The organism is Bacillus sp. SJ-10 (genome assembly GCF_002843505.1).
In the GTDB taxonomy this organism is placed as follows: domain Bacteria; phylum Bacillota; class Bacilli; order Bacillales; family Bacillaceae; genus Bacillus; species Bacillus velezensis.
In genome coordinates this window covers 1355634-1380174 of record NZ_CP025258.1, presented here as the reverse complement: position 1 = coordinate 1380174, position 24541 = coordinate 1355634, and the positions used below count along the sequence as shown (strand labels likewise).

Genomic DNA, 24541 nt, shown 5'->3' with positions numbered 1-24541 from the left:
CTGCTTTGAGGGGATCATATCAGAAAACCGGGGTTTGTTTTTTTATCGGTCATTCACAAGGATATAAGCGGCTTTAACGGGTCCGTGGACGCCGACAACCAAATCCATTTCGATATCGGCCGAGTTGCTCGGTCCAGTAATATAGTTGATGCAGGAAGGAACGGTGACGCCGTCTCTGATCTGCTGTTTCAGTATATCGCTGGCCTGTGTCATTCTCGGCACAATGGAAGATTTCGGGATGATTGCGATATAGGTGGTCGGAAGCAGGCTGACAGAACGGCCGGCATGCTCTGACGCATACAAAACGACGGTGGCTGATTCTGCAAGCGTAATCTCGCTGAATGTGATGCCCACATTCGCTTGTTCCGCTTTTTCAATATTTTTCGCTCCTTGTTCCGCGTCCCATTCCCAAACTGGAATCCCTTCATCCGGCCACTCTTCTGTCATAAGGGTCTGCAAGCCGTACGTTTCAAACCGGCTGTCCTTCGGAATGATGACAGGCCCTCCTTCAAAGCGGTTCACCTGCGTGCGCAAAGCGTCGTAAAGCCCGGCTGCATCCGTTTCGATCAGTTCGGTATGAATGTTGACGCAGTGGTCTTTCAGCATCGTGACAAGATCGTCTTCCGTACAGTCCGCATGCGTTTGATATTGAGGCTGATACTTCCATTCAGGCAGGGACACGCCTGATTTCCTGCGCTCTCTGCCCAGACTTTCGGCGATCCGGTTTAAAAAGGATTCCTGATGTGTAACCGTCCCTTTCATCATCATTCTTCCCCCTTTTGTTTTTCCCGGTCTTTAAACCAATCTCTGAATCTCGATTTATGCGGCGCCGGGAAATCCCGTATTGCCGTCCATTCTTTTAACGGCCCCGGCCCTTTTGATATTTTGTCATCTTCCGTAAACGGCGTCATGGCGGCAGGCGCCCATTTCGATCCCATTTTATAAAGGGACGGGGATGACGAGCCGAGCCCGAAGGCTTTCATCGCCAGTTTTTCGCTGATCGGCGCTTTGCCCTCTTTTTCCACGATGTTCTGCCGATGCTTGAGCAGCAGCTCGTGCAGCGGAATTTTAACGGGACATGCTTCCGTACAGGCCGCGCATAAGGAAGATGCGTACGGGAGCTCCTTGTATTCGTCATATCCGCCGAGAAGAGGCGATAAGACGGCGCCGATCGGACCCGAATAGATGGACCCGTACGAGTGTCCGCCGACATGCCGGTACACGGGACAGACGTTGATGCAGGCGGCGCAGCGGATACATTGCAGCACCGATTGGAATTCCGTGCCGAGTATGCGGGAACGCCCGTTGTCCACAACCACAAGGTGGAATTCCTCAGGCCCGTCAGCTTCTCCTTGCTGACGAGGTCCCGTCAGCGCCGTAATGTAACTTGTAAGCCGCTGGCCGACCGCGCTTCTCGTCAGCATGCTGACAAGCACTTCAAACTCAGAAAATGACGGAACGATCCGCTCCATTCCCATCACGGTGATCTGCGTCTTCGGCAGCGCGGATACAAGGCGGCCGTTTCCTTCGTTCGTCACGAGACTGACCGATCCGGTATCCGCGATCGCAAAGTTGCAGCCTGTAATGCCGACATCCGCTTCGAGAAATTTTTTCCGGAGAACGCTGCGCGCGTGCATGACGAGCTCTTCCGGTTTTTCCGTCTGTTTGTATTCGAGTCTCTCTTTAAACACGTCACGGATCTGCTCTTTGTTTTTGTGAAGAGCGGGAGCAACGATATGTGACGGCGGATCGTGGTCGTCAATCTGGAGAATGTATTCGCCGAGATCCGTTTCTGTGACTTCACAGCCCTCTTCCTCAAGCACTTCGTTCATATTGATTTCTTCTGTCACCATGGATTTGGATTTTACGATTTTTTTGGCGTTTTTCTGCCGGATGACATCGCGGATATAGGAGGACGCTTCTTCCGCCGTTTCGGCGAAAAAGACGTGTCCGCCTCTGTTGGCGACGTTTTCGGCGAGCTGTTCCAAATAGAAATCAAGATTGTCCAGCACATGCTGTCTGATTTCTTCGGCATGGGAACGCCAATCCTCCCAGTTTCCCAATTCCTCGGCCGCCTGAAGCCTTCTTGTCCTGAGCCGTTCCTGCGCTCCGGAGACGGCTCCTCTCATAAACTCATTATCTATTCCTTCTGATACCCGCTCTTTAAAAGCGGCGGTACCGATTTTCATCGCCATAATTTTCCCCCCTTGTTGTTTCCCGTGTTATCTGCTGTTCAGCACTTCGGCGATGTGCATGACTCTGACGTTTTTATCCTTACGGTCAAGACGCCCGCCGATATTCATCAGACAGCCGCAATCCGCCCCGATCAGCACTTCGGCCTCCGTGTCTTCCACGCAGGCGACCTTCTCATCCACCATTTGTTCAGAGATTTGCGCCATTTTCACAGAAAACGTTCCTCCGAATCCGCAGCATTGGTGCTTTCCGGGAAGCGCGGTCAGCTCGAGCCCCTTGACATGGCGCAAAAGCTTCATCGGCTCCTCCGACACGCCGAGCAGCCTCGTCATGTGGCACGATGTATGGACTGTCGCTTTTTTTTGCAGCACCGCCCCGACATCCTCCACCCCGAGAACGTTGACGATAAAATCTGTTAACTCATATGTTTTGTCCGCAAGCTGCTGCGCTTTTGCCGCCCACTTCGGATCATCCTGAAACAGATGCGGATATTCACGGAACATCGTCGTACAGGAACCTGACGGACTGACGACGTACTCCGCTTCTTCAAACGCGGCAATCATCCGCTTCATCGCTTTTTTCGCATCCGTCACATACCCGCTGTTGTATGCGGGCTGCCCGCAGCAAATCTGCCCCTCGGGAAAATCCACCTCACACCCGAGCCGTTCCAGCACCTCAACCGTCGCCTTTCCGACATTGGTCTGGAACATATCCACAAGGCACGTGACAAATAATGAGACTTTCATGATGAACCCCTCTTTCATCCTCAATATGTGATCCGGTCATCTGATGACCTGTTTTTAGGAAAGCTCTATGAATATCCTACACTATTCTGAATATGGATTGGAAGTTTTTTCTGAAAAATCCTTTCGTCCGATGCGCTGAAGGGGGACAAAAAAAGAGAAGCCCGAAAGCTTCTCATGCTGCTCTACATCCCGTTTTCCAGCAGACGTCCCAGTTTTTGCACACCCTCTTTTATCGCGGCTTTACCGGCATAACTGAACGACAGGCGAAGATATTCGGCACCGTCTTCCTGATGCAGAAAAAAATATTTACCGGGTACATAGGAAACGCCGTGAGAAAGAGCCCTCGCCAGCATTGCGGATGTATCCGCCCCAGGCGCTTTCACCCATACAAAGTAACCGCCTTTAGGCACGTGCCAAGATGCGGATTCCGGAAGATATCGCGCTAATGCGGCGAGCAAAACGTCACGTTTGCTTCGATATGCTTCCCGCAAGGCAGCGAGCCGTTTTTCCACATTCGTTTGTTCCAGATAGACGGCGGTCACCGCTTGGGAAAACGGGTGGCCTAAGTCTTTTTTTAACCATGACAATGCCGTGATGAATGCGGCGTCCCCTGCAATCCAGCCGATCCTCATACCCGGGGCGATGACTTTTGATAATGAACCGGCGTACAGCACCCGGCCGTTTTGATCCATGGCTTTCAAGGGCGGCGGAATATCGGTGAATCCGAGCTCGCCGTATGCATCATCCTCCAAGATGAGAAAATCATACGCTTCGGCAAGCTGAAGCAGGCGGGTTCTCCGCTTCGCTGACATTACGGTTCCCGCAGGATTCTGAAAAGCGGGTATCGTGTAGAGAAGACGGGGAATCAGAAGCCCTTTTCGTTTTCTTTCCTCAAGCATGAACGCTAATGTTTCTGTTTGCAGGCCCTCTTGATCTGTCGGAATGCTCATGATATGCGGTGTGTAATTTTTAAAAATCTCGAGCGCTTCCATATAGACCGGAGCTTCAACGGCAGCGGCGGTTTTTTCATCGAGGAAAACCCGGGCTGCCAGATCTATCGCCTGACAGGCGCCTGACGTCACGAGCAGCTCATCGTCCCGACAGTGAATGCCGCGGGTGGCTAACCGTTCTTGAATCTGCTTTTTTAAAACGGCCGTCCTCGGGCTTCCCATATAATGCAGCGGCAGATCGCGCTCCTCATCCAGAAGGCGGGCGGCGGCTTCTTTCAGCTCCTTATCAGGAACGAGTGCGGGATCGGGATAGCCGGAATGCAGGGGGATGCACGCTTTCGGAACTGCCGGCATCCATTCCCCGGGAGGATCGTTTGTCAGAGCTTTCTTTACATGGTCAGAAAAAAAAGATTCGGCCTGCATGTGATGTTATCCCCTTTCACAAGTCAGCTTCTATACATTTTCTTCAAAATAAGCCCCCAGCACTTCTTCCACATTCGTCAGATGCGCCGTCATCGCGGCTTCCGCTTCATCCGCGTCTTTGGCGGCGACGGCGCTGTAAATGCGTTCATGCTCTTCATACAATCGCTGCACGCTCGTTCGTTTAGAAAACAGCCAAATTTTTCTCGTTTCTCTCATTGTTTCCAAAAGGAGCGCGGAGACATGATTCATGAGATGCTTGAGCAGCCCGTTTTGTGATGCTTCTGCCAGCGCCATGTGAAAGGAGAAATCCGCTTTTTCGCCCAATTCTTCGTCTCCGTCAATGCCTTTCATCTCCAGGAGAGCTTGGCGGATTTTTTGTAAATCGTCTTCAGTGCGTTTTTCAGCGGCCATGGCTGCGACGCCGAGTTCAAGCAGCTTTCTGACTTCGAGCAGCTGTTTGACGTCCTCTTTTTTCATCAAGAGGGCGGAAGAAAGCGGCTGGGAAACATGAGACGGCTCAAATTCTCTTATGTATGTGCCTTCTCCCTGCTTCATGTCGACGAGCCCCATCGCTTTCAAAGCCGACAGCGCTTCTCTGACCGCCGAGCGGCTGACCTGAAAACTCTCAGAAAGCGCCTGAACGGAATCAAGCTTTTCACCCGGCTTAAGCTCGCCCGCTTTTATCTTCTCCAGCAATGCGTCAGCGACTTCCTCGTAGATTTTTTTCGTTTTAATTTGTTTATATTTCAACGCGATCACCCCGTCACTTGTGAATCTTGATGTTTATCGTCTATTATACTTCTTTTTTCGCACCGCCGACAGGTTCAGACAATTTGTTCAAGAAAAGTATTGTACTTTCAAAACTTTCAAAATATAATGCTAATTAACCCGGTCATCAGATGACCTTATCATAAAAAGTAATCGCTTACATGACATAAGGAGGGGTTTTTTAGGGATGCAATGGACACAGGGGTACGCTCCTTTAGGGGGAAATTTGCTTTTATCGGCAGCTTGCGCGCTCGTGCCGATTATCTTCTTTTTTTGGGCGCTTGCGGTGAAACGGATGAAGGGGTACATCGCGGGGCTTTTAACGTTAGCCGTTTCACTTTTAATCGCTGTATTTGTTTACGGCATGCCGGCGGAAAAAGCGGTGATGTCCGCTTCTCAGGGAGCGGTGTACGGGCTGCTTCCGATCGGCTGGATTATCGTCACATCGGTCTTTCTGTATAAAATCACCGTGAAAACGGGACAGTTTGAGATTATCCGGAGTTCGGTGCTCTCAATTACAGATGATCGGCGTTTGCAGGCGCTGCTCATCGCCTTTTCATTCGGGGCGTTTTTAGAAGGCGCCGCCGGTTTCGGCGCTCCCGTCGCGATCTCGGCTGCTTTGCTCGTCGGACTTGGTTTTCAGCCGCTGTATGCGGCGGGGATTTGCCTGATTGCCAATACGGCGCCCGTTGCCTTCGGTGCGATCGGCATTCCGATTACCGCTGTCGAAGGTCCGACCGGGATACCGGCAATGGAAATTTCTCAAATGGTCGGCCGGCAGCTTCCGTTTTTATCCGTCTTTATTCCGCTTTACTTAATCATTTTGATGAGCGGGTTTAAAAAGGCTTTTGAGATATGGCCGGCCATTCTTGTTTCCGGCGTCTCCTTTGCGGCCGTGCAGTACGCAAGCTCGAATTTTTTAGGGCCTGAGCTGCCGGATGTGCTGTCGGCGCTTGTTTCCATGGCCGCGCTCGCTGTGTTTTTGAAATTTTGGAAACCGAAAACGGCCTTTCGTTTCGCGGCAGAACGGGAATCAGCAGCGGCCGCTGACCGGGCGCCGATCAAGTACGGGGGCGCCGCGGTGTTTAAAGCGTGGTCTCCTTTCCTTCTTCTGACGGCCATGATATCCGTCTGGGGGATTCCCGGCGTGAAGGCTGCCTTAACCGGTCATTACGAAGGAACGTCAATGTGGCTTTCCTGGCTGAATGCAGCCGGGCGTGCATTGACCTTCACGCCTCCCGTACCATTTGTAAATCAGCAGATTCTTCAGGCGGACGGCACGCCGATTGAAGCCGTGTACAAACTTGAGCTTTTCGGTTCAGCGGGAACGGCGATTCTGATTGCCGCCGTCATCTCCAAGTTCGCCCTCGGCATGTCGTGGAAGACATGGGGCGAAGCGTTTATAGAGACGGTGAAAGAGTTAACGCTTCCGGTCGTCACCATTGTTTCTGTTGTCGGCTTTGCTTATGTGACGAATGCTTCCGGCATGAGCACGACACTCGGTCTTGCGCTTGCCATGACGGGCGCGATGTTTACCTTTTTTTCGCCGGTGCTCGGCTGGCTCGGCGTATTTATTACCGGCTCTGATACGTCGGCCAACCTATTGTTCGGCGGATTACAAAAGGTGACGGCGCTCTCTGTCGGAATGGACCCGGTTCTCTCCGTCGCTGCCAATTCATCGGGCGGTGTCACCGGAAAAATGATTTCTCCGCAATCCATTGCGGTTGCCTGTGCCGCTGTCGGTCTGGCGGGCAAGGAAGCCGACCTTTTCCGTTTTACGATTAAGCACAGTCTGTTTTTGCTTCTGCTCGTCTGTCTTATTACATTTTTACAGCATCATCTGTTTTCATGGATGATCCCGTAACACGGAGAACCTCCCCGGGGTTTGGCTCGGGGAGGTTTCAGCTGTACCGTTTTCTCGCCGATGACGGCGGAATATTTAATTGGTCACGGTATTTGGCGACGGTGCGCCTTGAGATTCGGATGTCATATTGTTCATGCAGCAGATCGGCAAGCTTTTGGTCTGAAAAAGGTTTCTTTTTATCTTCTTTATGGACCAATGCCTCCAGATGCGCTTTTACGGCATAATTGGAGGCGCCGCCGTCCCCCGATGATTCAGCTTTCGCCGAGAAAAATGTTTTCATTTCATACAGTCCGTACGGCGTCTGAACGTACTTCCCTTTGATGGCCCGGCTGATCGTTGATTCGTGGAGCTCCAGCGTTTCCGCCACCTCTCTTAAGGTCAGCGGCTGCATTCCGCTTTTTCCTGTGAGAAAAAAGGATTCCTGCCGTTCAGTCAGGACGCCGATAATTCTCGTGATCGTTTGTTTTCTTTGCGACAAAGCCCGGTTCAGCCAGCGCCATTCCTGATATTTTGCCGACAGATAATTTTTCGTGTCACGGCACCCGGCAGCTGACAAGAGCGGCTGATAATGGGCATGAAGCTGGATGTCAGGAAACGAACGGCTGTTGAGCCGCGCTTGAATGATGCCGTTTTTCACCGTGATGAAAATATCCGGTTCCACGTAAAAACCCGGCTCCTCATGCGCATAACGGAGCCCCGGCCTCGGATCAAGCGCGCTGATCATGTCAGCGATGTCCTGAATGTCTTTAAGCGGAATGCCCGTTTTCGTTGTAAGCGCTTTCCAGTTCTTTCTTGCAAATAGCTCAAAATAGGCGTCGGCAATCCATTCCGCCTGTTCGTTCCGCTCGGGAAGACGGCGGAGCTGAAGAAGGATGCATTCCTGCAAAGACCGGGCGCCGATTCCCGCGGGCTCAAGGGATTGAAGCTTTTTCAGAACCGCTTCCGTCTCCTCTTGTGAAGCGGATACATGGTCGGCGGCAGCTGGTATGTCCTCTTTTAAATATCCGTTTGAATCCAATGAATGTATCAGATAATTGAAAATCTTTTTCTCATCATCGGACAGCTTCATGTCTAAGGCTTGCTGTTTGAGCGAATCCTGCAGCGTTTTGCGGGTATGTCTGATCTGCTGGCTTCCGTCCCGTTCTTTCATCCTGTTTTTATTTGTTTTATGGTAAGATAGTGGCGGCGTGTCTGTTTCCTTTCGTTCAATCAGAGGGTTTTCCAGTGAGAGCTCATCAATATATCCGGCCAGTTCCGCGGAATTGTATCCGAGTAATGTGATAGCCTGTTTAAGCTCTTGCGTTAATTGAGGCTTTAACATTTGTGTTTGCTGAAGTTTGATATCCATCATGCTCACTCCCCTTTTTTCATTGTACATGATTGGTTTCATACCGTATATACTTATTAAAAGGAGTTGCTTTATAGATGTCAGAACTTTTTTCTGTTCCTTATTTTATTGAAAACTTTACACAGCACATTGAAATGAATCCGAATGAAGACCGAAATCATGCGATGAACAGCTATTACCGCTCCGTCGTCTCAACCCTTGTTCAGGATCAGCTGACGAAAAACTCGGTTGTGCTCAAAAGAATTCAGCATTTGGATGAGGCGTACAACAAAGTAAAACGCGGAGAAACAAAATAAACCTTCCGCTTATTCAAAGCGGAAGGTTTTCCTTCGTGCCGGCGGTTTCCCCGATCAGACGGACGTCCGGCGCTTCGTGCATCCAGGTGTAATAATAGTTGGCGTTTTTCCCGTATGAATTATCAATGACGGTATTCGGTTTCCCGAGAAGCGAGGACAGGATGTGGCCGTGAAGCCTTGACGTTTCCACCGATTCGTACCTGCTGAAAAACAGAACCGCTTTTTTCGTCAAGAAATCGGAATAGCGTTTCCAAAACCGCGCAATCGGCAGCGGGTTTCCCGCTTTTTTATTCAAAACATTCAGTGTTTGGAAAAAAGCGATTCCCCTGCGGTCGCTTGCTGACAGCACATCCTGCCAGTCGCAGCTTTTAACGGAAGGATTGTTTTGCAGCTTCGGATTGATTTCCCCATCCGTGCGGCTAAAATGAAGCCTGCCGCGTGACGGAGCCGCTGACGCCGCGATCGGATACAGCTGATGGGCCATATCAGGCATAAGCCCGATATGATTCGCCGAAAAAAAGCGTTTCGCGGTCTCGTATGACACACGATCTCTCGTAAACAGGTGGAGATCCTTGTGCTCCGCAAAAAGCGCCGCTGTCTTCCCAAGCCGTGTCTCATCCTGATAATAAATGGATTGCGGCAGGATGACGATCCTGTTTTCCGGAAAGGATTGGACGATTTTTTCCCTGAACGTCTGATAGTACGGATAGAGATCCCCGAAATTTCCGCCACCCTGACAGACGATGATCGTCTTTTTGTCCGCCCGGCGCCCGAATGGAAAATTGTCGGGATTCCAGCGCTGTTTCACGCAGATGCCGTGTGCTTTAAAAAACGCCTCCGTCCCTTTCATTATCAATAAATCCCCTACATTTCCGTAGAGGGGATAGTCGGCATATATGATGTCAGATTGCGGCGGTATAACGCTGAGCAGACCCGTCAGCGTTTCTTTTAATCGGCTCATAACATGGCGGCTGTCCATGTTTTCTCCCCTTTCGTTTCAAACAGTTGCGCAAGTGCGTCAATGACACGCTGCTGATCCTCAGAACACAAGTCAGACCCGGACGGCAGACAGATGCCCCGGCTGAAAAGGTTCTCAGAGACACGCTCATGTTCGCTGTGAGGATAAAAGACGGAAGATGAGAAAAGCGGCTGCGTATGCAGCGGTTTCCACAGCGGCCGGGCCTCAATATTCTGTTCCGCAAGACAGGCGACGGCTTCTTCCGGCGTCACGCCGTTATCAAGCGTCAGAGCCGTCAGCCAGCGGTTTGAAACCGTTCCTTCAAGCTCCGGCATCATGCGGATGCCCGGATACGTTTCCAGCGCTTCCCGATACCTGTGAAAAATTTCTCTCCTCGCCCGGACGCGATCTTCAAGCACTTCCAGCTGCGATATCCCCACGCCCGCGAGAATGTTGCTGAGCCTGTAGTTATAACCGAGCTCGCTGTGCTGGTAATGAACGGCGGCATCTCTCGCCTGAGACGCAAGAAACCTCGCTTTTTCAATCGCGGCTTCATCGTCAGACACGAGCATGCCGCCTCCCGATGTTGTAATGATTTTGTTGCCGTTAAAGGAATAAATACCGAAACGGCCGAACGTGCCGCTCTGCCTGCCTTTATATGTTGATCCTAAGGACTCGGCAGCGTCTTCAATCAGACAGACGCCGTATGCGTCACAAAGGCTCATTAATTCATCCATTTTCGCGCTTTGGCCGTAAAGATTGACGGCGATCACCGCTTTCGGGAGTCTGCCGCGCCGCTTTGCATCCCGCAGCGCCCGCTCAAGCGCATCAGGCGACATATTCCACGTCTCCCATTCCGAATCAATAAAAACGGGCTCAGCCTGCTCATACACAATCGGATTCGCCGTGGCGACAAACGTAAAGGAAGGACAAAATACAGCGTCTCCTTTTTTCACACCCGCAAGCCGCAGGGCAAGATGGATGGCCGCCGTTCCCGAGCTTACGGCAGCCGCGCTTTTCACTCCCGCATATTCCGCGAGCCGCGCTTCAAACGAATTGACGAGCGGACCGAGCGGGGCAATCCAATTGGAACGAAAAGCTTCTGCAATGTATTCCTGTTCTTTTCCGCTCATATGAGGCGGAGACAAATAAATCCGTTTGTTTGTTTGCATGAAATCATCCTTTTTCATTATGGATAGGGGAGATGATGCGGGCCGGAACGCCGACCGCCGTCACATGGCCGGGAATTTGGCTGATGACCGCAGCCCCTGCCCCGATAACGGACCAAGGGCCGATGTCAATCTGCGGTATGACGGACGCGCCGATTCCGATGTGCGTTCCTTCCCCGACTTTCACTCCGCCGGCAAGCGCCGCGCGCGGTGAAAGATGGACGTAATCTCCGATTGCATTGTCATGATCGGCAACCGCGCCCGTATTGATGATGCAATGGGCGCCGATGTCAGCGCCCGCCTGAATGACGGCGCCCGCCATCACAACCGTTCCGTGTCCGACGGAAGCCGTTTCACTGACGATCGCCCCGGGGTGAATGAGTGCGGCATAATCGTCATCTTCAAGCCCAAGCGTTTCAGCGAACTGCTTTCTGACGCCGTTGCGGCCGATGCATATCGTGAATACGGCCTCGGGGACGAGTTTCCGAAGCATGGGCACGTCTTTCGTCCGACCCGTATATAAACCGTTCCGAACGGCAAAACCGCTGAATCCGTCATCCAATACGCCCGCAAGCTCCATATCGGAACGGGCCTGCACGATTTCCTTCACGACTTTTCCGTGTCCGCCGTTTCCGATCAGCACGATCTTTTTCACGATGACATATCTCCGCTGCCTGTGAAGCGCTTTGCCGTCACATGGCCGGCTTGGTGTATGCCTTCTGACACGAGAACTTTTTTCACTGTTAAAAGCAGAATCTTTAAGTCGAGAAGAAATGTGCGGTTGTCGACGTACCACACGTCGAGCTTGAATTTTTCCTCCCATGAAATCGCGTTTCTCCCGTTAATCTGCGCCCAGCCCGTAATCCCCGGCTTCACCTCGTGGCGCCGCGCCTGCTCCGCCGTGTAAAGCGGCAGATAATCCATCAGCAAAGGGCGGGGGCCGACCAGACTGATATCTCCTTTGAGCACATTAAAAAGCTGGGGAAGCTCATCGATGCTCAGTTTTCTGATCAGCCTTCCCGTTTTGGTCAGGCGGAGATGATCCGGAAGCAGCACACCGTTTTCATCACGCGCATCCGTCATCGTTCTGAGTTTATACAACGTAAACGGACGCCCGTTATGCCCCGGTCTCGTCTGTTTGAACAATACCGGAGACCCGATGGCGCATCTGACGGCGGCCATGGCGAAGAGAAGGATAACGCTCGCGCCGCACAATAACAACACCGCGGCCGCTATATCAAATACACGTTTCGCCTTCAAATCTGAACAGCTCCTTTCACTTTTCGGCATTTCTGTAAAGCAAGCCGCCTTTCTTCTTTCGTACAAATGAAGAAAAAAGCGAATGCGGCATAGCTTATGCATACGGCAAGCCCCGCGGCGATCAGGCCGGCCCAGCTGTCAAGCGGTGAAAACAGCCGGATACCCCGGCAGACAGCCCAGGCAAATACGGCCGCCGCCAACGGGCCGAACATGCCTTTGTAAAACGCGGTTTTCTGAAAGCCCGTAATATGCGAAACATACAGCGGCGTGAAGACGGCATTTTTCAAAATGAGCGAGACTGCACCGGCGATGGTGATGCCGTACAGCCCGAGATGTGCCGGTCCGCTGAGAACCACGGCCAATATGACATTCAGTCCGCCTAAACATAAAGTAACGACGGCGGGCGTTTTTTGTTTATTAAAAGCCGTCCATACGTAAAAAAGCGGCATGACAGAGAGACTGACCGCCAAATACGCGGCGTGAATGTATAAAAGCGGCGCCGTCTGCACAAACGACGGGCCCAGCCAAATCGCCAGAAACGGTTCGGCGAGCCCTCCTAATAATGCGGCGGGAAGCGCGAGCAGAAGCCCGTTCAGCCGCACGGCCTTATTGGCGTAAGACAGGAGGCCTTCCATATCGCCTTTTGAATAGTAGGAAGTCAAAACCGGCGCAAACAGTGAAGCAAGCGTCCCGGCAAGACTTCTGAGCAGGAGCGGGAATTGAATAATCGCCGCATAGACACCCGCTTCAGACGGCCCCAGCACGAGGTTGGCCGTCATGAGGTCAATCTGCAGAAACAGCAGCACGCCGATCTGGTTGACAGAACTCCAGGCACCGGCCGAAAACAGCACTTTGCTCGTCTGTAATGACAAGGTTTTACGGCTGAAAGAAAACCACGGAATCAATTTCTTAAAAAAGAAAAAAGTCAGCACGGCCGCACAGACGGCTCCCGCTAATGCCGAAAGCTGGATCTGCCAGATTTTCGGCGGCAGGCACGTAAACAGAGCGAGCACACACAGCACCCTGACCAGCATTTGCACGGCCTGAATGGAGCTTGTGATATAAAGCTTGTTGGCGAAAAACGGCCCCGTCGCGAACCCCGCCATAAAAAACGTCAGCATAAACAGCACGCTGCCGATCACGATAGAGAGCCTCACATCCGTTAAGAGCCCGGCCGGTACATTCATAATCTTGTCAATAAAAAAAGCCGTCCCGGCGAGCGGCACAGCGAGCAATAGAGATATCACGACAGACGCGGCTAAATAATTGCTTACATACGCATTGGCCTCGTCCTTGTTCCCCCTGTGGGCGGCGACGGAGAAAAACCTCACAACGACAGAGCTCAGCGCAACGGTAATTATAGAGAAATAGTTAATGATATTCTGTGTCAGATGGACAAACCCAAAAGCCTCCACACCTAATGTTTTCACAATAAAGGGAGTCATCCACACTGATAAAAACACCGATAGTAAAAACGCCGTCACATTGGCGCCGAAATTAATGGCAAATTTCATGCTCCTTCCGCACTGCCTTTCTCTTTCGATTTCCGTTCGAAAAACGCATGCAGAAGAAGAGGAAGGCGCATTTTGCACAGGCCGAGCACCACGCGCTCCCCCGCCAGCAGCTGTTTATGGCGGCACGGCGTCCTGCGCACCGCCGTTTTTACCATGTCATACGTTAAGATTCTGCCGATGTGCGCCGTAATCTGGTGTGACGGCTGCGGCGCGGCGCATGCGTTGGCGATCAGCATCGGAATCTGATGCTTGCACAAATATGTATCGATATCGCTCCGGCAGGCGTCCGTCAGCCCGTTTTCCTCATAAAAAGCCATTTTCGCTTTATATTGCTTTTGCAGTTCTTGATCTAAGTGGGGCTTAAACGGTGTTTCTGTAAGACTTTGCGGATTTTCCCGGTAGATATACAGCCCTTCGTCTATCACTTTGACACGCGCGGCTTGGCGGAACGCTGCCAAGTTAAACGGAGAGTCCTCGGCAAAACGGATATCTTCATGGAACAACAGCCCTTGCAATGCTTCTCGCCGGTATATATAGCGCCACACATACCAAATAAACCGATGTTCGTGCGCGCGTGTCAGCAATGCAGTCATTTCATCCGCTGTGAAGACGCGGCCCGCCGGAATGGACGGCGGCATATATGTTCTTTCTTTAGACGGCGTTTCCTTATAATAACCGCAGCCGGCGATATCCAGCCGGTTCTTCTCCGCTTCTTCATAAAGCCGCTCGAACATCGTTTCCGTCACATAGTCATCGCCGTCCGCAAAACCGATATAACGGCCGCGGGCGGCTTTTATTCCGGCATTGCGGGCCGAGCTGAGGCCGCCGTTTTCTTTATGAATCACCCGGATCCTCGTATCTTCTGCGGCGAATTGTTCGGCAATCCGGCCTGACTGATCCGGTGAACCGTCATTGACAAAAATGATTTCGATGTCTCTCAGCGTCTGTTTTGTTAAAGAAACCGCGCATTCTTTAATAAAAGGCTCTGTCTTATACATCGGCACGATCACGCTCACAAGCGGCGCGGTCATTGGGCATCACCGCTGATTTTCGAGCGCAGCCCGGCAAAATAAACACTTCGCAATGAACCGCCTTCCTCATGCTTGCCGCTGAGCAGCCGGTTTACGGCGGCCGTTACAGCTTCAGGGTCTGGACGTTCAAGCAATGTCATGTTCGGTATGTTTTTCAGCCATTGATAGCCTTCCATCACCTTATGATCAAACGAACGAATGACGACACAAGGCGTTTTCGTCAGCGCACAAAAAATCATCCCGTGAAGCCTGTCAGTGACGACGGCTTCCGCGCCTTTCAGCGTATTCCAAAGCGCTTCCAGCTCCTTTTCACGTGTATGGCGGCTGACCCTCCGGCCGACCGTCGTGGTAAAGGAATGCAGCTCTCCGTACTCTTTTGCCAAAGCTTCTTTTACCGTCGTTCTGTCCTCAGCCGTCAGCGCACTCTCCTTATCCTCCCGTAAACAGAGGTAGATCCCTTCCCGCGGGGTGCGCCGCTCGCTTTTATCCAAATATAAGACCATGTCAGGCTGTTTGAGCACTGTTTTTCCGGGAAAATGACGCTTCATCCATTGATACGTCGTCTCATCTCTCGCCATTAACAAAAGGTCGGGATGCGCATTGTATACTTTTCGGGCGCGCTTCAGTTCCTTCCGTCCCTTTTTTGATTCAGAAAAGTGAGCCGTCGCCGGAAGCTGAACGATCCGATATTGCCGGAATGTTTTTATGATAAAGCGGCGCGTCCATTCCTCATACCGGTACAAATCCCCCATGTTCCCGCCGCCGATGATGAATACCATATCATCGGGGTGGCGCTTTTTGATCAGCGCCTTTGCCGATCTGTATATATCCTTCATATCCACTTCAATGATGTCAAAGTCGGGATACTCCCGTTCAAGAAACGTTTTGCTTGCGTAGGCGATGGCGTGATCACCGAGATTATCGTGGGACGGGAGCAGCGTCAGAATGATCTTTTTTCTTGCCGCTGAAAGCCCCGCCCCATCCGCTGCCGTTCCGAAATGAAATTGGGACGGGTATTTGACCTTAAGCAACAGCCATTCCGCGAGATTGATTTTTAAAGATTGTATCGACATGTCTTCACCCTCTGATTTTCATTTTGTACTCGATTGCCCGCTGATATGCGGCTGATGCCAGCGACACAAACGGAATCAGCTTCAGCTTCGCCAAAAGCAGAAGGCATGAACGTTTGGCGTCAAACGGCGCCGTTCCGGTTTTGGAAAGGCTCAGGCGAAACACGGGATCAGCGCATATCCGGCTGATATTCTTCCATTTCTCAGAAAACCGGCCGCCGTTATTCCGCTTCCATTCATTCAGCAGGCAGACTGTTCCGTGCTGAACGATGAAAAAATCCAGCTCCTGCCGGTATTCCTTTAAGCAGCCGTTTTCACGCAAAAAAGCCTCGTTCAGCCGATAGAGAACGAGACCTGAGTCAAACAGCTTTTTCTGATAGCTTTGCACAATGGAAGTCAAGTGAATCCAATAATGATAGAGCGGCTGATCCACGTACGAGACCGCACCTGCGAAAACATGCGCCCTGAGGCTGAAGTACTGATCCTCCACATGCTCCAGCTCATCACGAAGCGGAAAGCGCAGCTGATGATGCTCGATCATCGTTCTCTTGTACAGCTTGTTCCATGAAAAACCGCTGACTCTTCCTTCAAATAAATCTTTCAGGTACCGTTGTTTCGGGCGGCCCGCGTACGCTGAAGCGATCGTTGAAACGGCGGTTTTCCCCGTATCCGCAAATTCGGCCGCATATTCGCAAATCACGAGATCAGCCTGATCAGCCTTCGCTTTTTTATACATGCTGAGGCAATAATCAGGTTCAACCCAGTCGTCCGCATCAATAAAAGCGATAAATTCGCCGCGCGCCGCCTCGATTCCCCTGTTGCGGACCGCGCCGAGCCCCCGGTTTTGCTGATGAATGACCCTGATTCTCTCATCCCGCTTCTGATAGGTTTCAAGAATCGCCGGGCTTTGATCCGTTGACCCGTCATTAACGGCCACGATTTCGATATTGGCGAGCGACTGATTGAGCAATGAATCTAAGCATCTTTCTAAATAAGTTTCCGTATTATACACAGCAATTAATAAACTGACCGCGGGTGTTTCCATATAAACCTCCAGTGTCCATTACCGGGAAAAAATCGTTCTGTACGGAAGCACAGACGAATCGACCGGCATAAGCAAGTAACTGTAAAGAAAATAACAGACAATAATGGCGATATAAATCAGCGCATTTGATTTTTCATCAAAAATCCTCACAAAATAAGGGATCAAGATCATTTGATACAGGCCGAAATATATATTAAACCGGGCAAAAATAACATCCTTTGTCGCCAAAAGACCGAAGAGCAGGCCGAGCAGACAGAAATTCACGATGACATCAATGTCAGGCCAGAGCTTCCGCAGCCGCTCCCGATAGCAGAAAGCCAAAAACAGCGGCAGAAGCAGCACCGCGATTTTTACGACGTTCATCCCGTTCGTATTGGTCATCAGCCATTTCTCATAATGGCCGTACGAGCTGTTTTCCAGCACGACGACAAACAGCGAAATGAACTTCTGATACAGAAACGTCATAAGAAGAAACAATGCCGACAGTCCGAAAATCGCGGGCGACCAGGCTCTTTTTCTGACGAGAAAATAAACCGGAATCATAATCAGCGCTGAGGAATGAAAAAGCGAACACAGCAGCACGATTGACATATAACGCTTCCAGCTTCCGCTGATCACGTAGCGGACGGCCCAAAACAAAACGGCCGCCACCATATACTGCCTGATCCCGTTAAAGGAAGCATAATAGTGATACGTGCCCAAAAACAAAAACACACTCAGCTCAAACGGACGGCCGAACTCAACGAGCCCCTTTAAAATAAAGCTGCACGTCACGACCGCCACGGTGAAATACATGATTTGCGGATCTTTCGTGATAAAATTCATGAGCCAGATGAGAGCCGTAAACCCCGGATCAACGGCTGCTTTTTTCGCTCCGAACCCGAAGATCTCCCAAATGCTGCCGTAATTTCCCGCCAGCTTGTACATCAGCGCGTACGTCTGAAAATCCGTCCCGACTCTGTAGCGCAAACCGGAGACCAATACGAGCGATAGCAGCGGAACGATCATGACGAGCTGATTCGGCCGGTATCCGGTCGAAAGCGATTGATCACGCCCGCCGCACATTTTCGCGAACCATGACCAAATATACACAATTCCCATATTGACTACGTATACAATCATTCGTTACTGTTCCTTTTTCCAATTCATATTGTAAAGCTTCATAACAGCCCCCGCATTTTCTCCCGCGTCATATCCCTGCCGTCTGAGGGTTTCTTTAATGCGCGCCCCGTCAGGCTTTGCCGCCTCTGCTGCCCGTAAAACCACGGATGCCCATTGTCGGGGCGGTTCTTTAAGGCTGAGCCTTTTGACCAGCCCGAGCCCGGCATCGGCTTCTTCCGTTATGCCGTCTGATATCACGCACGGCACCCCGGAGGCCTGCGCTTCAACGAGCGTGACAGGCAGCCCTTCATAAAGAGACGGCATGACAAATACATCCAGCGTTTTCAGCAGGGCATGAACGCGTTCTTCTATGCCGATAAAACGCACATCATCATCAAGCCCCAGCTTCGCCGCCAGATTTTCCATGTCGGTGCGAAGCGGACCGTCTCCGGCGAGAATCAGCTGTAAACCGATGCCCCGCTCTTTCATATCAGCGGCCAGCCGGAGCAGAAATTCGTGGTTTTTTTCTTCTGTAAAGCGGCCGATATGGCCGATCACCAAACGGCCGTCTGCAATGCCCCGCTTCCTTTTTTCAGCTTCTGTGTCCGCGCACCCGCCGGCAAATAAGTCGAGATCAATGCCGTTCGGCAAAAGATGCACGTCTTTTTCTTTCCCGAATAAGAAACGGCCCGCGTCTTTTCCGCAGGCGCACAGTGCCGTGGCGTTTGCCGTAATCAGCCGTCTGAAAACAAACAGCTGCATCCCGGCAAGCCGCGACGCCCGCCCCCGCCACGACGTACTGTGCGAATGGCAGATCCGCACCGGGACGCCGGCTAAACGAGCGGCAAGCGCGATGAATCCAGACTGAAAATCGGTATGGGCGTGCACGGCGGCAAACGGGCCTTTTTCCTGAATCACCCGCTTGACCTGTTTTACAAATGTAATCGGGTTTGTGCTGCCGATGCTCGGCACATAAAAAAGCCGTCCGCCGAGAGCGAGAATTTCCTCATCATAAGCGCACGGATCGTTCCTATGGGTTAAAAAATCAAACTGCACCTTCGTTCTGTCCATCTTCCGGTACAAATTCATCATCATCGTTTCTGCGCCGCCCCTGTTCATCCCGCTGAAGACGTGCAGCACCCGCATCGGTTTGTCAGTCATGTTCGGCAAGCCCTTCTTTTTGGCGGATGTCCCTGTTTTTATGATAACGGTTCATGACCGCGGGCGGCGTAATGGCGCGAATGAGCGGTTTTGCGATATACGCGTAATGGGAAAGCGGCAGCTTCAGCCGTCTGCACGCCTGAAAAACGAGCACCGCATTATCAATGGAATACGTAAACGATCTCCTTTTAAACGCATCACTGTCTTCTCTTACTTTATACAGCGTTTCTTGGAGATTGTACCCCCGGAAACCCGCTTCAAAAAAGCGCAGCCACAAATCGATATCCTCCATCCGCCGCGTCCGCCTGACTGACCGGTAGCCGCCAAGCGCTTTGTACGCTTCAGCCCGCATCATAATGGTGCCGTGGCAGAACGGTGTGCCTTTCGCCATAATTCCCGGTTTCGGCACGGGCGGCAAAAGCCGGGCGCCCCTTACACCGAATTCGTCAAATACGAGCATGCCCGTGCCTACGACTTGATAGTGGGCGTGCTTGTTTAAGAAAGCGGCCTGTTTTTCCAGTCTCCTCGGGTTGGAGATGTCATCACCGTCCTGCCTGGCGATATAATCCCCCGTTGCGTATGTCAGACAGCGGTTAAGCGAAGCGGCAAGCCGTTGATTTGTCTTATTTTGAATCAGCGTAATCCGGTCGCCGTAATGATCCGCGTAACGGCGCGCAATCTGATACGTTCCGTCAGTTGACGCGTCATCACACATGATCAGTTCCCAATTCTTATACGATTGGCTCAGGATGGATTCAATACTCTCCGCTAAAGTCTCTTCGCAATTATAAATTCCCATGATGACGGAAATTTTCGGTTGTGCTCCTGCATTCATACGCTTTTCTCCTTTTTATCCATATAACCGGCGTAAATGTTCGCCATTTCCTTTACCGTACGTGTTTCTGAAAAACATTCCGCCGTCCTGCGCCCTTCTTGTCCCATTGCTTTTCGCAGCCCCGGGGAGCGGTACAGCTTTTCAATCCGATCGGCAAACGCCGCGCTGTCCCCGGCCGGCACGAGAAAACCGTTCACGCCGTCTTCGATGATCTCGCGGTGCCCCCTGTTGTCCGCGGCAACGGCGGGCTTTTCGGCAGCCATTCCTTCAAGCAGATTCATGCCGAGTCCTTCGCGGATGCTTGAGGCGACAGACAGATCAGCAAGCTGAATCAGTTCATGAATATCGCGGCAAAAACCGTAAAACCGCACCATGTCGGATACACCGAGTGATTCAGCCTTTTTTCTGTACGGCTCTTCCATCGCGCCTTCTCCGGCAAATACGAGTTTCAGCTCCGGGATGCGGTTCTTCAGCAGTGCCGCAGTCTCAATGAGAAGTCCCTGGTTTTTATTGCCGTTTAATTCAGCGGGGTATACGAGAATAAATTCCCCGGCGCCGAAGCCGTGTTTTTCTCTCAGACGTTCACTCTCTTCCCGGCTCACAGGGCGAAACCTGTCTGTATTCACCCCGATGCCGTGTATTTTTTTCGCGCTGCAATCTGTTTTTTTCATTTGCTTGGCCCGTTCGTAATCCTCTTCATTAATCGTAATCAGACAATCCGTATAAGAAGAAAGAAATTTTTCGATCGGGTAATAAAGAAGCCAGTTTTTCAGAGGCGCTCCGTCGCAGAAGTGAAAGCCGTGCGCGGTGTACAGCACCTTTGTCCCTTTTTGGCGCGCTTGTCTCGCCGCAAGGCGTGCAAGCACGCCGCCGACCGGCGTATGACAGTGAATCATGTCGTAGCCGTTGTCCTGTATGAGCCGTTTCAGACGCCTGTAAACAGAAAGATTTTCGGGATGAAACGGCGAGCGCCGGATCGGAATGGAAAACTTTTCATCAACGAACGGAAGATTCATATTGCCGCCTGCCGCGACGTGCACCTCCCAGCCCATATCCTGAAACCATTGAAAATACGGAAGATGAAAGGCTTTAAAATGATAATCGACTGTGGCGCAGAATAATACTTTTTTCGTCATCTTTCTGTCCTCCCATCACACGCCTGCGGCCGCTTCTTCATGTACTGATTCGATCGCCTCAAACAGCCTTTTTCTCAGCTCTTCTTCAGGCAGACGGCTGAATTCCTCCATAAAACGGATGAGCACGGCCCAATTCCCGTCCACCGCTTTCCCGATATGGATTTTCGGAAAAATCTGCTCCGTATGTACTTCATTATGATTCAGCAATTCTTCATACATCTTTTCTCCCGGACGGATGCCGGAGAATTCGATGGGAATCTGTTCTGTCGTATAGCCTGATAAATGAATCAGGTTTTTTGCCAGATCGACAATTTTGACGGGTTCTCCCATATCCAGAACGAAAATCTGCCGCCCTTTTGCAAGCGCCCCCGCCTGAATGACGAGTCTTGACGCTTCGGGAATCGTCATAAAATATCTTGTCATCGCCGGGTGCGTGACGGTGACGGGTCCGCCTTTTTCAATCTGCTTTTTGAAAATCGGAATGACGCTGCCGCGGCTTCCGAGCACATTTCCGAAACGGACGGCGGCGAATTTGGTGCGGCTGATCTTTCCGAGGTTCATGATGACCATTTCCGCAAACCGTTTCGTCGCGCCCATGACATTGGCCGGATTGACCGCTTTGTCAGAAGAAATCAGCACGAATGTTTCCGTTCCGCACATGTCGGCGGCTTCGGCGACATTTTTCGTGCCGATGATGTTGTTTTTAACGGCTTCTTCCGGATTATGTTCCATTAACGGCACATGTTTATGGGCAGCCGCATGATAGACGACGTGCGGCTCGTATTTTTTCATCAAAGTAAAGATTTTATCTCTGTCCTGAATATCGGCGATCTCCGCGTGAAAGAGCACCTCTTTGCCGAAGCGTGCGGACAGCTCGGTATGTACGGAATGAATGCTGTTCTCCCCGTGGCCGAGAAGGACGATTTCCCGCGGAAGAAACGCGCTGATCTGGCGGCAGATCTCAGAACCGATTGAGCCGCCGGCGCCCGTGACCAGAATCGTTTTTCCCTTGATGCTGTCAGAAATTTTGCTCGTATCAAGGGTGACCGGCTTTCTGCCGAGCAGATCTTCGGCTTTTACATCCCTGATGTGTCCGGCAGCCTGCGTTCCGAGCAGGATCTCATCAAATTGCGGCATGATTTTAATATGGGCGCCCGTCTGCACACATTCTTTGTATAACGTCTGAAGCTCATGGGTGCAAAGAGACGGAATGGCAATGATAATATGGTGAATTCTCAGCCTCTGCACCGCAGGCATAATGCTTTCTTTTCCGCCGATGACGGGCAGGCCCATGATTTCGAGCTTATGCTTCGTCTGATCATCATCAATAAAAGCCACAGGCATGATTCCGAGATCGTTTTTCTGGGTAAGCTGACGGACGAGCAGCGTCCCCCCCGCACCTGCACCGATGATCAGCGCCCTGGAAGAGTCATTTTGCTTCCTGCCGATCGTTTCTTTCAGCACCCGTGAAATCATCCGGCTTCCTCCGATGAACAATAGCTGAACCATCCAGCTGACGGCCAACAGCCGGAACAAAATCGTGTGGAACACCCCGTATTGGACGGCGGCTGTCACAGCTGCGGACAGCGTGATCCCCTTCAGCAGATCAAGCAGCTCGCCTATTCCCGTGTACGTCCATACCTGCTTATACTGGTGAAACATAAAAGCGCATACATGATGGCTGATCAGCATGCTCACGGCAGTCAGCAGCAACGCTCCGGAGTCATAAAAGTGATAAGAATCCTCAAAAAATTGATATCCTATAACAACGGAAAGTAAAACGAGATACGTATCCAATGCAAAAATCATTGAAAGTCTTCTCCGGTAAGTCAATCTTTCCCCTCCTCATTTATCGGTTTAGCTGATACGGTTTTCGTAAAAAAACAGACATAACAGCTAAGCCGATAACAATGCATCATCTTAAGATAAATTGGGCATTTAACCCGTCCTCACACCCCGCCACCGACGACCAGCATCTAAGGCAGCGAAAAACGCCGCCCACAGCAGAGCCGAGTGCCTCCGTTGATAAAGGTAAGGAGACATCACCTGCACCGCTCAATACGAGTAGTGCTCCGTTTTTTTGATTTTCTTTTTATTCAGCAGCGCCCCCAAAAGCTTTGCCTTTGACTGCTGGAGCGCGTCTCTCGCCTTTTGGACGGTATCCATTTTCGTTTTTCCGCTCAAGACGACGAGAACGCTTCCATCTGTCTGGTTCGCTAAAATCTGTCCGTCCGCCACCGCCAAAAGCGGAGGTGAATCGAAAATAACCAGACTGTACCGGCTGTACATCTCCTGAATCAGCTCTCCCATCGCCTTTGAAGATAAAAGCTCAGCCGGATTCGGCGGCGTCGGCCCGCTCGTTAAGACATAGAGGTTATCAATCAGCGTTTTTTGCACCGTTTCGCCGAGGGAAGCGTTTCCGACTAACACATTCGTCAGGCCTTGTACATTTTCAAGCTGATAGGTCTCGTGTATCGTCGGTTTTCGTAAATCCGCATCGACGAGCAGCACCTTTTTTTCCTGCTGCGCAAATACCGCGGCAAGGTTGGCGGCGCTGAATGATTTTCCTTCTCCCGGAACGGAAGAAGTGACGAGAATAGAGCGCAAATGGGTCTGAACAGAGGAGAACTCAATATTTGTCCGAATGGTGCGGTATTGTTCAGCCACCAATGATTTGTGATGTAAAACGGATATTTGAGCCAGTCCCCTTCTTGATTTCTTTTTTCTGAATCCCAAACGCCTCACTCCCCGAAATGTTTTTCATCAGACCGTGTCTGCTGATTTTTGATGTCATACACAACCCCTAAAACAGGCAAGTCTGTTTTTTCGCTGAGCTGCCGCTCGCTTTTAACGGTTTCATCAAGAAAATGGAGAAAAAACGCAAGCGTCACACCCGCCATGAGAGCCGCACCGAACGCCATCACGATATTCCGGATGCGCGAAGGCTTGACCATCGGGCTTTCCGATGCTTTTGCCTCAGACAAAACAATGACGCCTTTTATATTCATCCTGTCACGGACTTCTTTTTTAAATGTCTTCATCAGCGTGTTCGCTATAGCGGCGGCCTGTTTCGGGTTCTCGTCCTGCACCGCTACGGTAATGATCTCTGAATCGGTTTCGCTGCTTGTCGTGATCTTTGCTTTTAAAGCGGATGCCGTCTCAGAAAGATGCAGCGTCTGTTTCACTTTCTCAAGCACTACCGGGCTTTTCATTATCGTTTGAAACGTATTGTTGTAATGAAGATTCAGCTGAACGTCGCTGAGATTCGAATTTTTTTCACCGCTTGTTTCATGAATGAGCACTTGGGTCGATGACTGATAAACGGGCGAAATCACCCGGAATTGGATGTATCCCGTCACCAGCGTTACAACTGCTGTCATGATAAAAATCAGTAAAAGTCTGTGTTTAATAATGTCAAATAATTCTTTAAAACTCATATTCTCATTCATGTAATTACAGCCTCATCCTTATTGCATCAGGCTTAAACGCCCCCTTCTGTTAATGATTGGATTATAAAAGAAAAGGTCGAAATTTGAAAATTTCAAATTAAGCCATTTAGTTCTTTTTAGAGAACATTATCATGATTTTCCTCTTATTTACTGCACTTACCTTATAATTTTAAATTTTATAAAGAACGAAAAATTTCTTATAATGAACAAAAAAATGCCAGTAT

23 protein-coding genes are annotated in these 24541 nt (G+C 51.0%); 2 read left to right on the top strand and 21 right to left on the bottom strand.

Features of this window, described 5'->3' with window-relative positions; genetic code table 11:
- Nucleotides 1–42 precede the first annotated feature (42 nt).
- From CXL14_RS06920 to CXL14_RS06900, 5 genes are all read right to left on the bottom strand, one after another.
- Entirely contained in the window at nt 43–765 is a 723-nt protein-coding gene (locus CXL14_RS06920; protein ID WP_025649302.1) for a LutC/YkgG family protein, read from the bottom strand.
- Entirely contained in the window at nt 765–2195 is a 1431-nt protein-coding gene (locus tag CXL14_RS06915; protein ID WP_007407375.1) for a LutB/LldF family L-lactate oxidation iron-sulfur protein, read from the bottom strand. The genes CXL14_RS06920 and CXL14_RS06915 overlap by 1 nt, the downstream gene beginning before the upstream one ends.
- 27 nt (nt 2196–2222) lie before the next feature.
- Complete coding sequence (locus CXL14_RS06910; protein WP_014418920.1) at nt 2223–2939, bottom strand: (Fe-S)-binding protein; 717 nt, start codon at nt 2937–2939, stop codon at nt 2223–2225.
- A 182-nt stretch (nt 2940–3121) separates the two neighbouring features.
- Nucleotides 3122–4312 carry an aminotransferase-like domain-containing protein gene (locus CXL14_RS06905; protein WP_014721825.1) on the bottom strand — a complete coding sequence of 397 codons (1191 nt, stop codon included), beginning with the start codon at nt 4310–4312 and terminating at the stop codon, nt 3122–3124.
- 30 nt (nt 4313–4342) lie between these two features.
- Nucleotides 4343–5062, bottom strand: coding sequence for an L-lactate utilization/bacilysin biosynthesis transcriptional regulator LutR (locus CXL14_RS06900; protein ID WP_014418922.1), 720 nt, complete (start codon nt 5060–5062; stop codon nt 4343–4345).
- Nucleotides 5063–5267: 205 nt separating this feature from the next.
- Here CXL14_RS06900 and lutP point away from each other — a divergent pair, with 205 nt between their 5' ends.
- Nucleotides 5268–6944: an L-lactate permease LutP gene (lutP, locus tag CXL14_RS06895; protein WP_007613900.1), complete on the top strand. Its 1677-nt coding sequence runs from the start codon at nt 5268–5270 to the stop codon at nt 6942–6944.
- A gap of 37 nt (nt 6945–6981) precedes the next feature.
- Here the strand turns inward: lutP and rpoN are convergent, their stop codons facing one another.
- Complete coding sequence (rpoN, locus tag CXL14_RS06890; protein ID WP_032863924.1) at nt 6982–8292, bottom strand: RNA polymerase factor sigma-54; 1311 nt, start codon at nt 8290–8292, stop codon at nt 6982–6984.
- A 77-nt stretch (nt 8293–8369) separates the two neighbouring features.
- Here rpoN and yvfG point away from each other — a divergent pair, with 77 nt between their 5' ends.
- Nucleotides 8370–8588, top strand: a complete 219-nt coding sequence (gene yvfG, locus CXL14_RS06885) for a protein YvfG (protein ID WP_014418924.1) — start codon at nt 8370–8372, stop codon at nt 8586–8588.
- A gap of 13 nt (nt 8589–8601) precedes the next feature.
- Here the strand turns inward: yvfG and CXL14_RS06880 are convergent, their stop codons facing one another.
- From CXL14_RS06880 to CXL14_RS06810, 15 genes are all read right to left on the bottom strand, one after another.
- Nucleotides 8602–9567 carry a polysaccharide pyruvyl transferase family protein gene (locus CXL14_RS06880; protein ID WP_022553815.1) on the bottom strand — a complete coding sequence of 322 codons (966 nt, stop codon included), beginning with the start codon at nt 9565–9567 and terminating at the stop codon, nt 8602–8604.
- On the bottom strand, nt 9546–10718 hold the full coding sequence (locus CXL14_RS06875) for an aminotransferase class I/II-fold pyridoxal phosphate-dependent enzyme (protein WP_014418926.1): 1173 nt from the start codon (nt 10716–10718) through the stop codon (nt 9546–9548). Before CXL14_RS06875 ends, CXL14_RS06880 begins: the two co-directional genes overlap by 22 nt.
- Before the next feature lie 4 nt (nt 10719–10722).
- Nucleotides 10723–11370 carry an acetyltransferase gene (locus CXL14_RS06870; protein WP_014418927.1) on the bottom strand — a complete coding sequence of 216 codons (648 nt, stop codon included), beginning with the start codon at nt 11368–11370 and terminating at the stop codon, nt 10723–10725.
- A complete protein-coding gene (locus CXL14_RS06865) occupies nt 11367–11975 on the bottom strand; it encodes a sugar transferase (protein ID WP_007407383.1) in 609 nt (202 codons plus the stop codon). The genes CXL14_RS06870 and CXL14_RS06865 overlap by 4 nt, the downstream gene beginning before the upstream one ends.
- Nucleotides 11972–13489 carry an MATE family efflux transporter gene (locus CXL14_RS06860; protein ID WP_014721830.1) on the bottom strand — a complete coding sequence of 506 codons (1518 nt, stop codon included), beginning with the start codon at nt 13487–13489 and terminating at the stop codon, nt 11972–11974. The genes CXL14_RS06865 and CXL14_RS06860 overlap by 4 nt, the downstream gene beginning before the upstream one ends.
- Entirely contained in the window at nt 13486–14520 is a 1035-nt protein-coding gene (locus tag CXL14_RS06855) for a glycosyltransferase (protein WP_014418930.1), read from the bottom strand. Before CXL14_RS06855 ends, CXL14_RS06860 begins: the two co-directional genes overlap by 4 nt.
- Nucleotides 14517–15593 carry a polysaccharide pyruvyl transferase family protein gene (locus tag CXL14_RS06850; protein WP_014418931.1) on the bottom strand — a complete coding sequence of 359 codons (1077 nt, stop codon included), beginning with the start codon at nt 15591–15593 and terminating at the stop codon, nt 14517–14519. The genes CXL14_RS06855 and CXL14_RS06850 overlap by 4 nt, the downstream gene beginning before the upstream one ends.
- 4 nt (nt 15594–15597) lie before the next feature.
- On the bottom strand, nt 15598–16635 hold the full coding sequence (locus CXL14_RS06845) for a glycosyltransferase family 2 protein (RefSeq protein WP_014418932.1): 1038 nt from the start codon (nt 16633–16635) through the stop codon (nt 15598–15600).
- A gap of 18 nt (nt 16636–16653) precedes the next feature.
- Nucleotides 16654–17757, bottom strand: a complete 1104-nt coding sequence (locus tag CXL14_RS06840; protein ID WP_007613926.1) for a biofilm exopolysaccharide biosynthesis protein EpsG — start codon at nt 17755–17757, stop codon at nt 16654–16656.
- A gap of 3 nt (nt 17758–17760) precedes the next feature.
- Nucleotides 17761–18897, bottom strand: a complete 1137-nt coding sequence (locus CXL14_RS06835) for a glycosyltransferase family 1 protein (protein WP_014418933.1) — start codon at nt 18895–18897, stop codon at nt 17761–17763.
- A complete protein-coding gene (locus CXL14_RS06830) occupies nt 18890–19732 on the bottom strand; it encodes a glycosyltransferase EpsE (protein ID WP_012118512.1) in 843 nt (280 codons plus the stop codon). The genes CXL14_RS06835 and CXL14_RS06830 overlap by 8 nt, the downstream gene beginning before the upstream one ends.
- Nucleotides 19729–20868 (bottom strand): glycosyltransferase family 4 protein, encoded by a 1140-nt coding sequence (locus CXL14_RS06825; RefSeq protein WP_014418934.1) that lies wholly within the window; start codon nt 20866–20868, stop codon nt 19729–19731. The genes CXL14_RS06830 and CXL14_RS06825 overlap by 4 nt, the downstream gene beginning before the upstream one ends.
- Before the next feature lie 15 nt (nt 20869–20883).
- Nucleotides 20884–22701, bottom strand: a complete 1818-nt coding sequence (locus tag CXL14_RS06820; RefSeq protein ID WP_021495233.1) for a polysaccharide biosynthesis protein — start codon at nt 22699–22701, stop codon at nt 20884–20886.
- Between the two features lie 222 nt (nt 22702–22923).
- Nucleotides 22924–23604, bottom strand: coding sequence for a protein tyrosine kinase EpsB (locus CXL14_RS06815; RefSeq protein ID WP_007407393.1), 681 nt, complete (start codon nt 23602–23604; stop codon nt 22924–22926).
- Nucleotides 23605–23609: 5 nt separating this feature from the next.
- On the bottom strand, nt 23610–24317 hold the full coding sequence (locus tag CXL14_RS06810; protein ID WP_014418936.1) for a YveK family protein: 708 nt from the start codon (nt 24315–24317) through the stop codon (nt 23610–23612).
- Nucleotides 24318–24541: the final 224 nt, after the last annotated feature.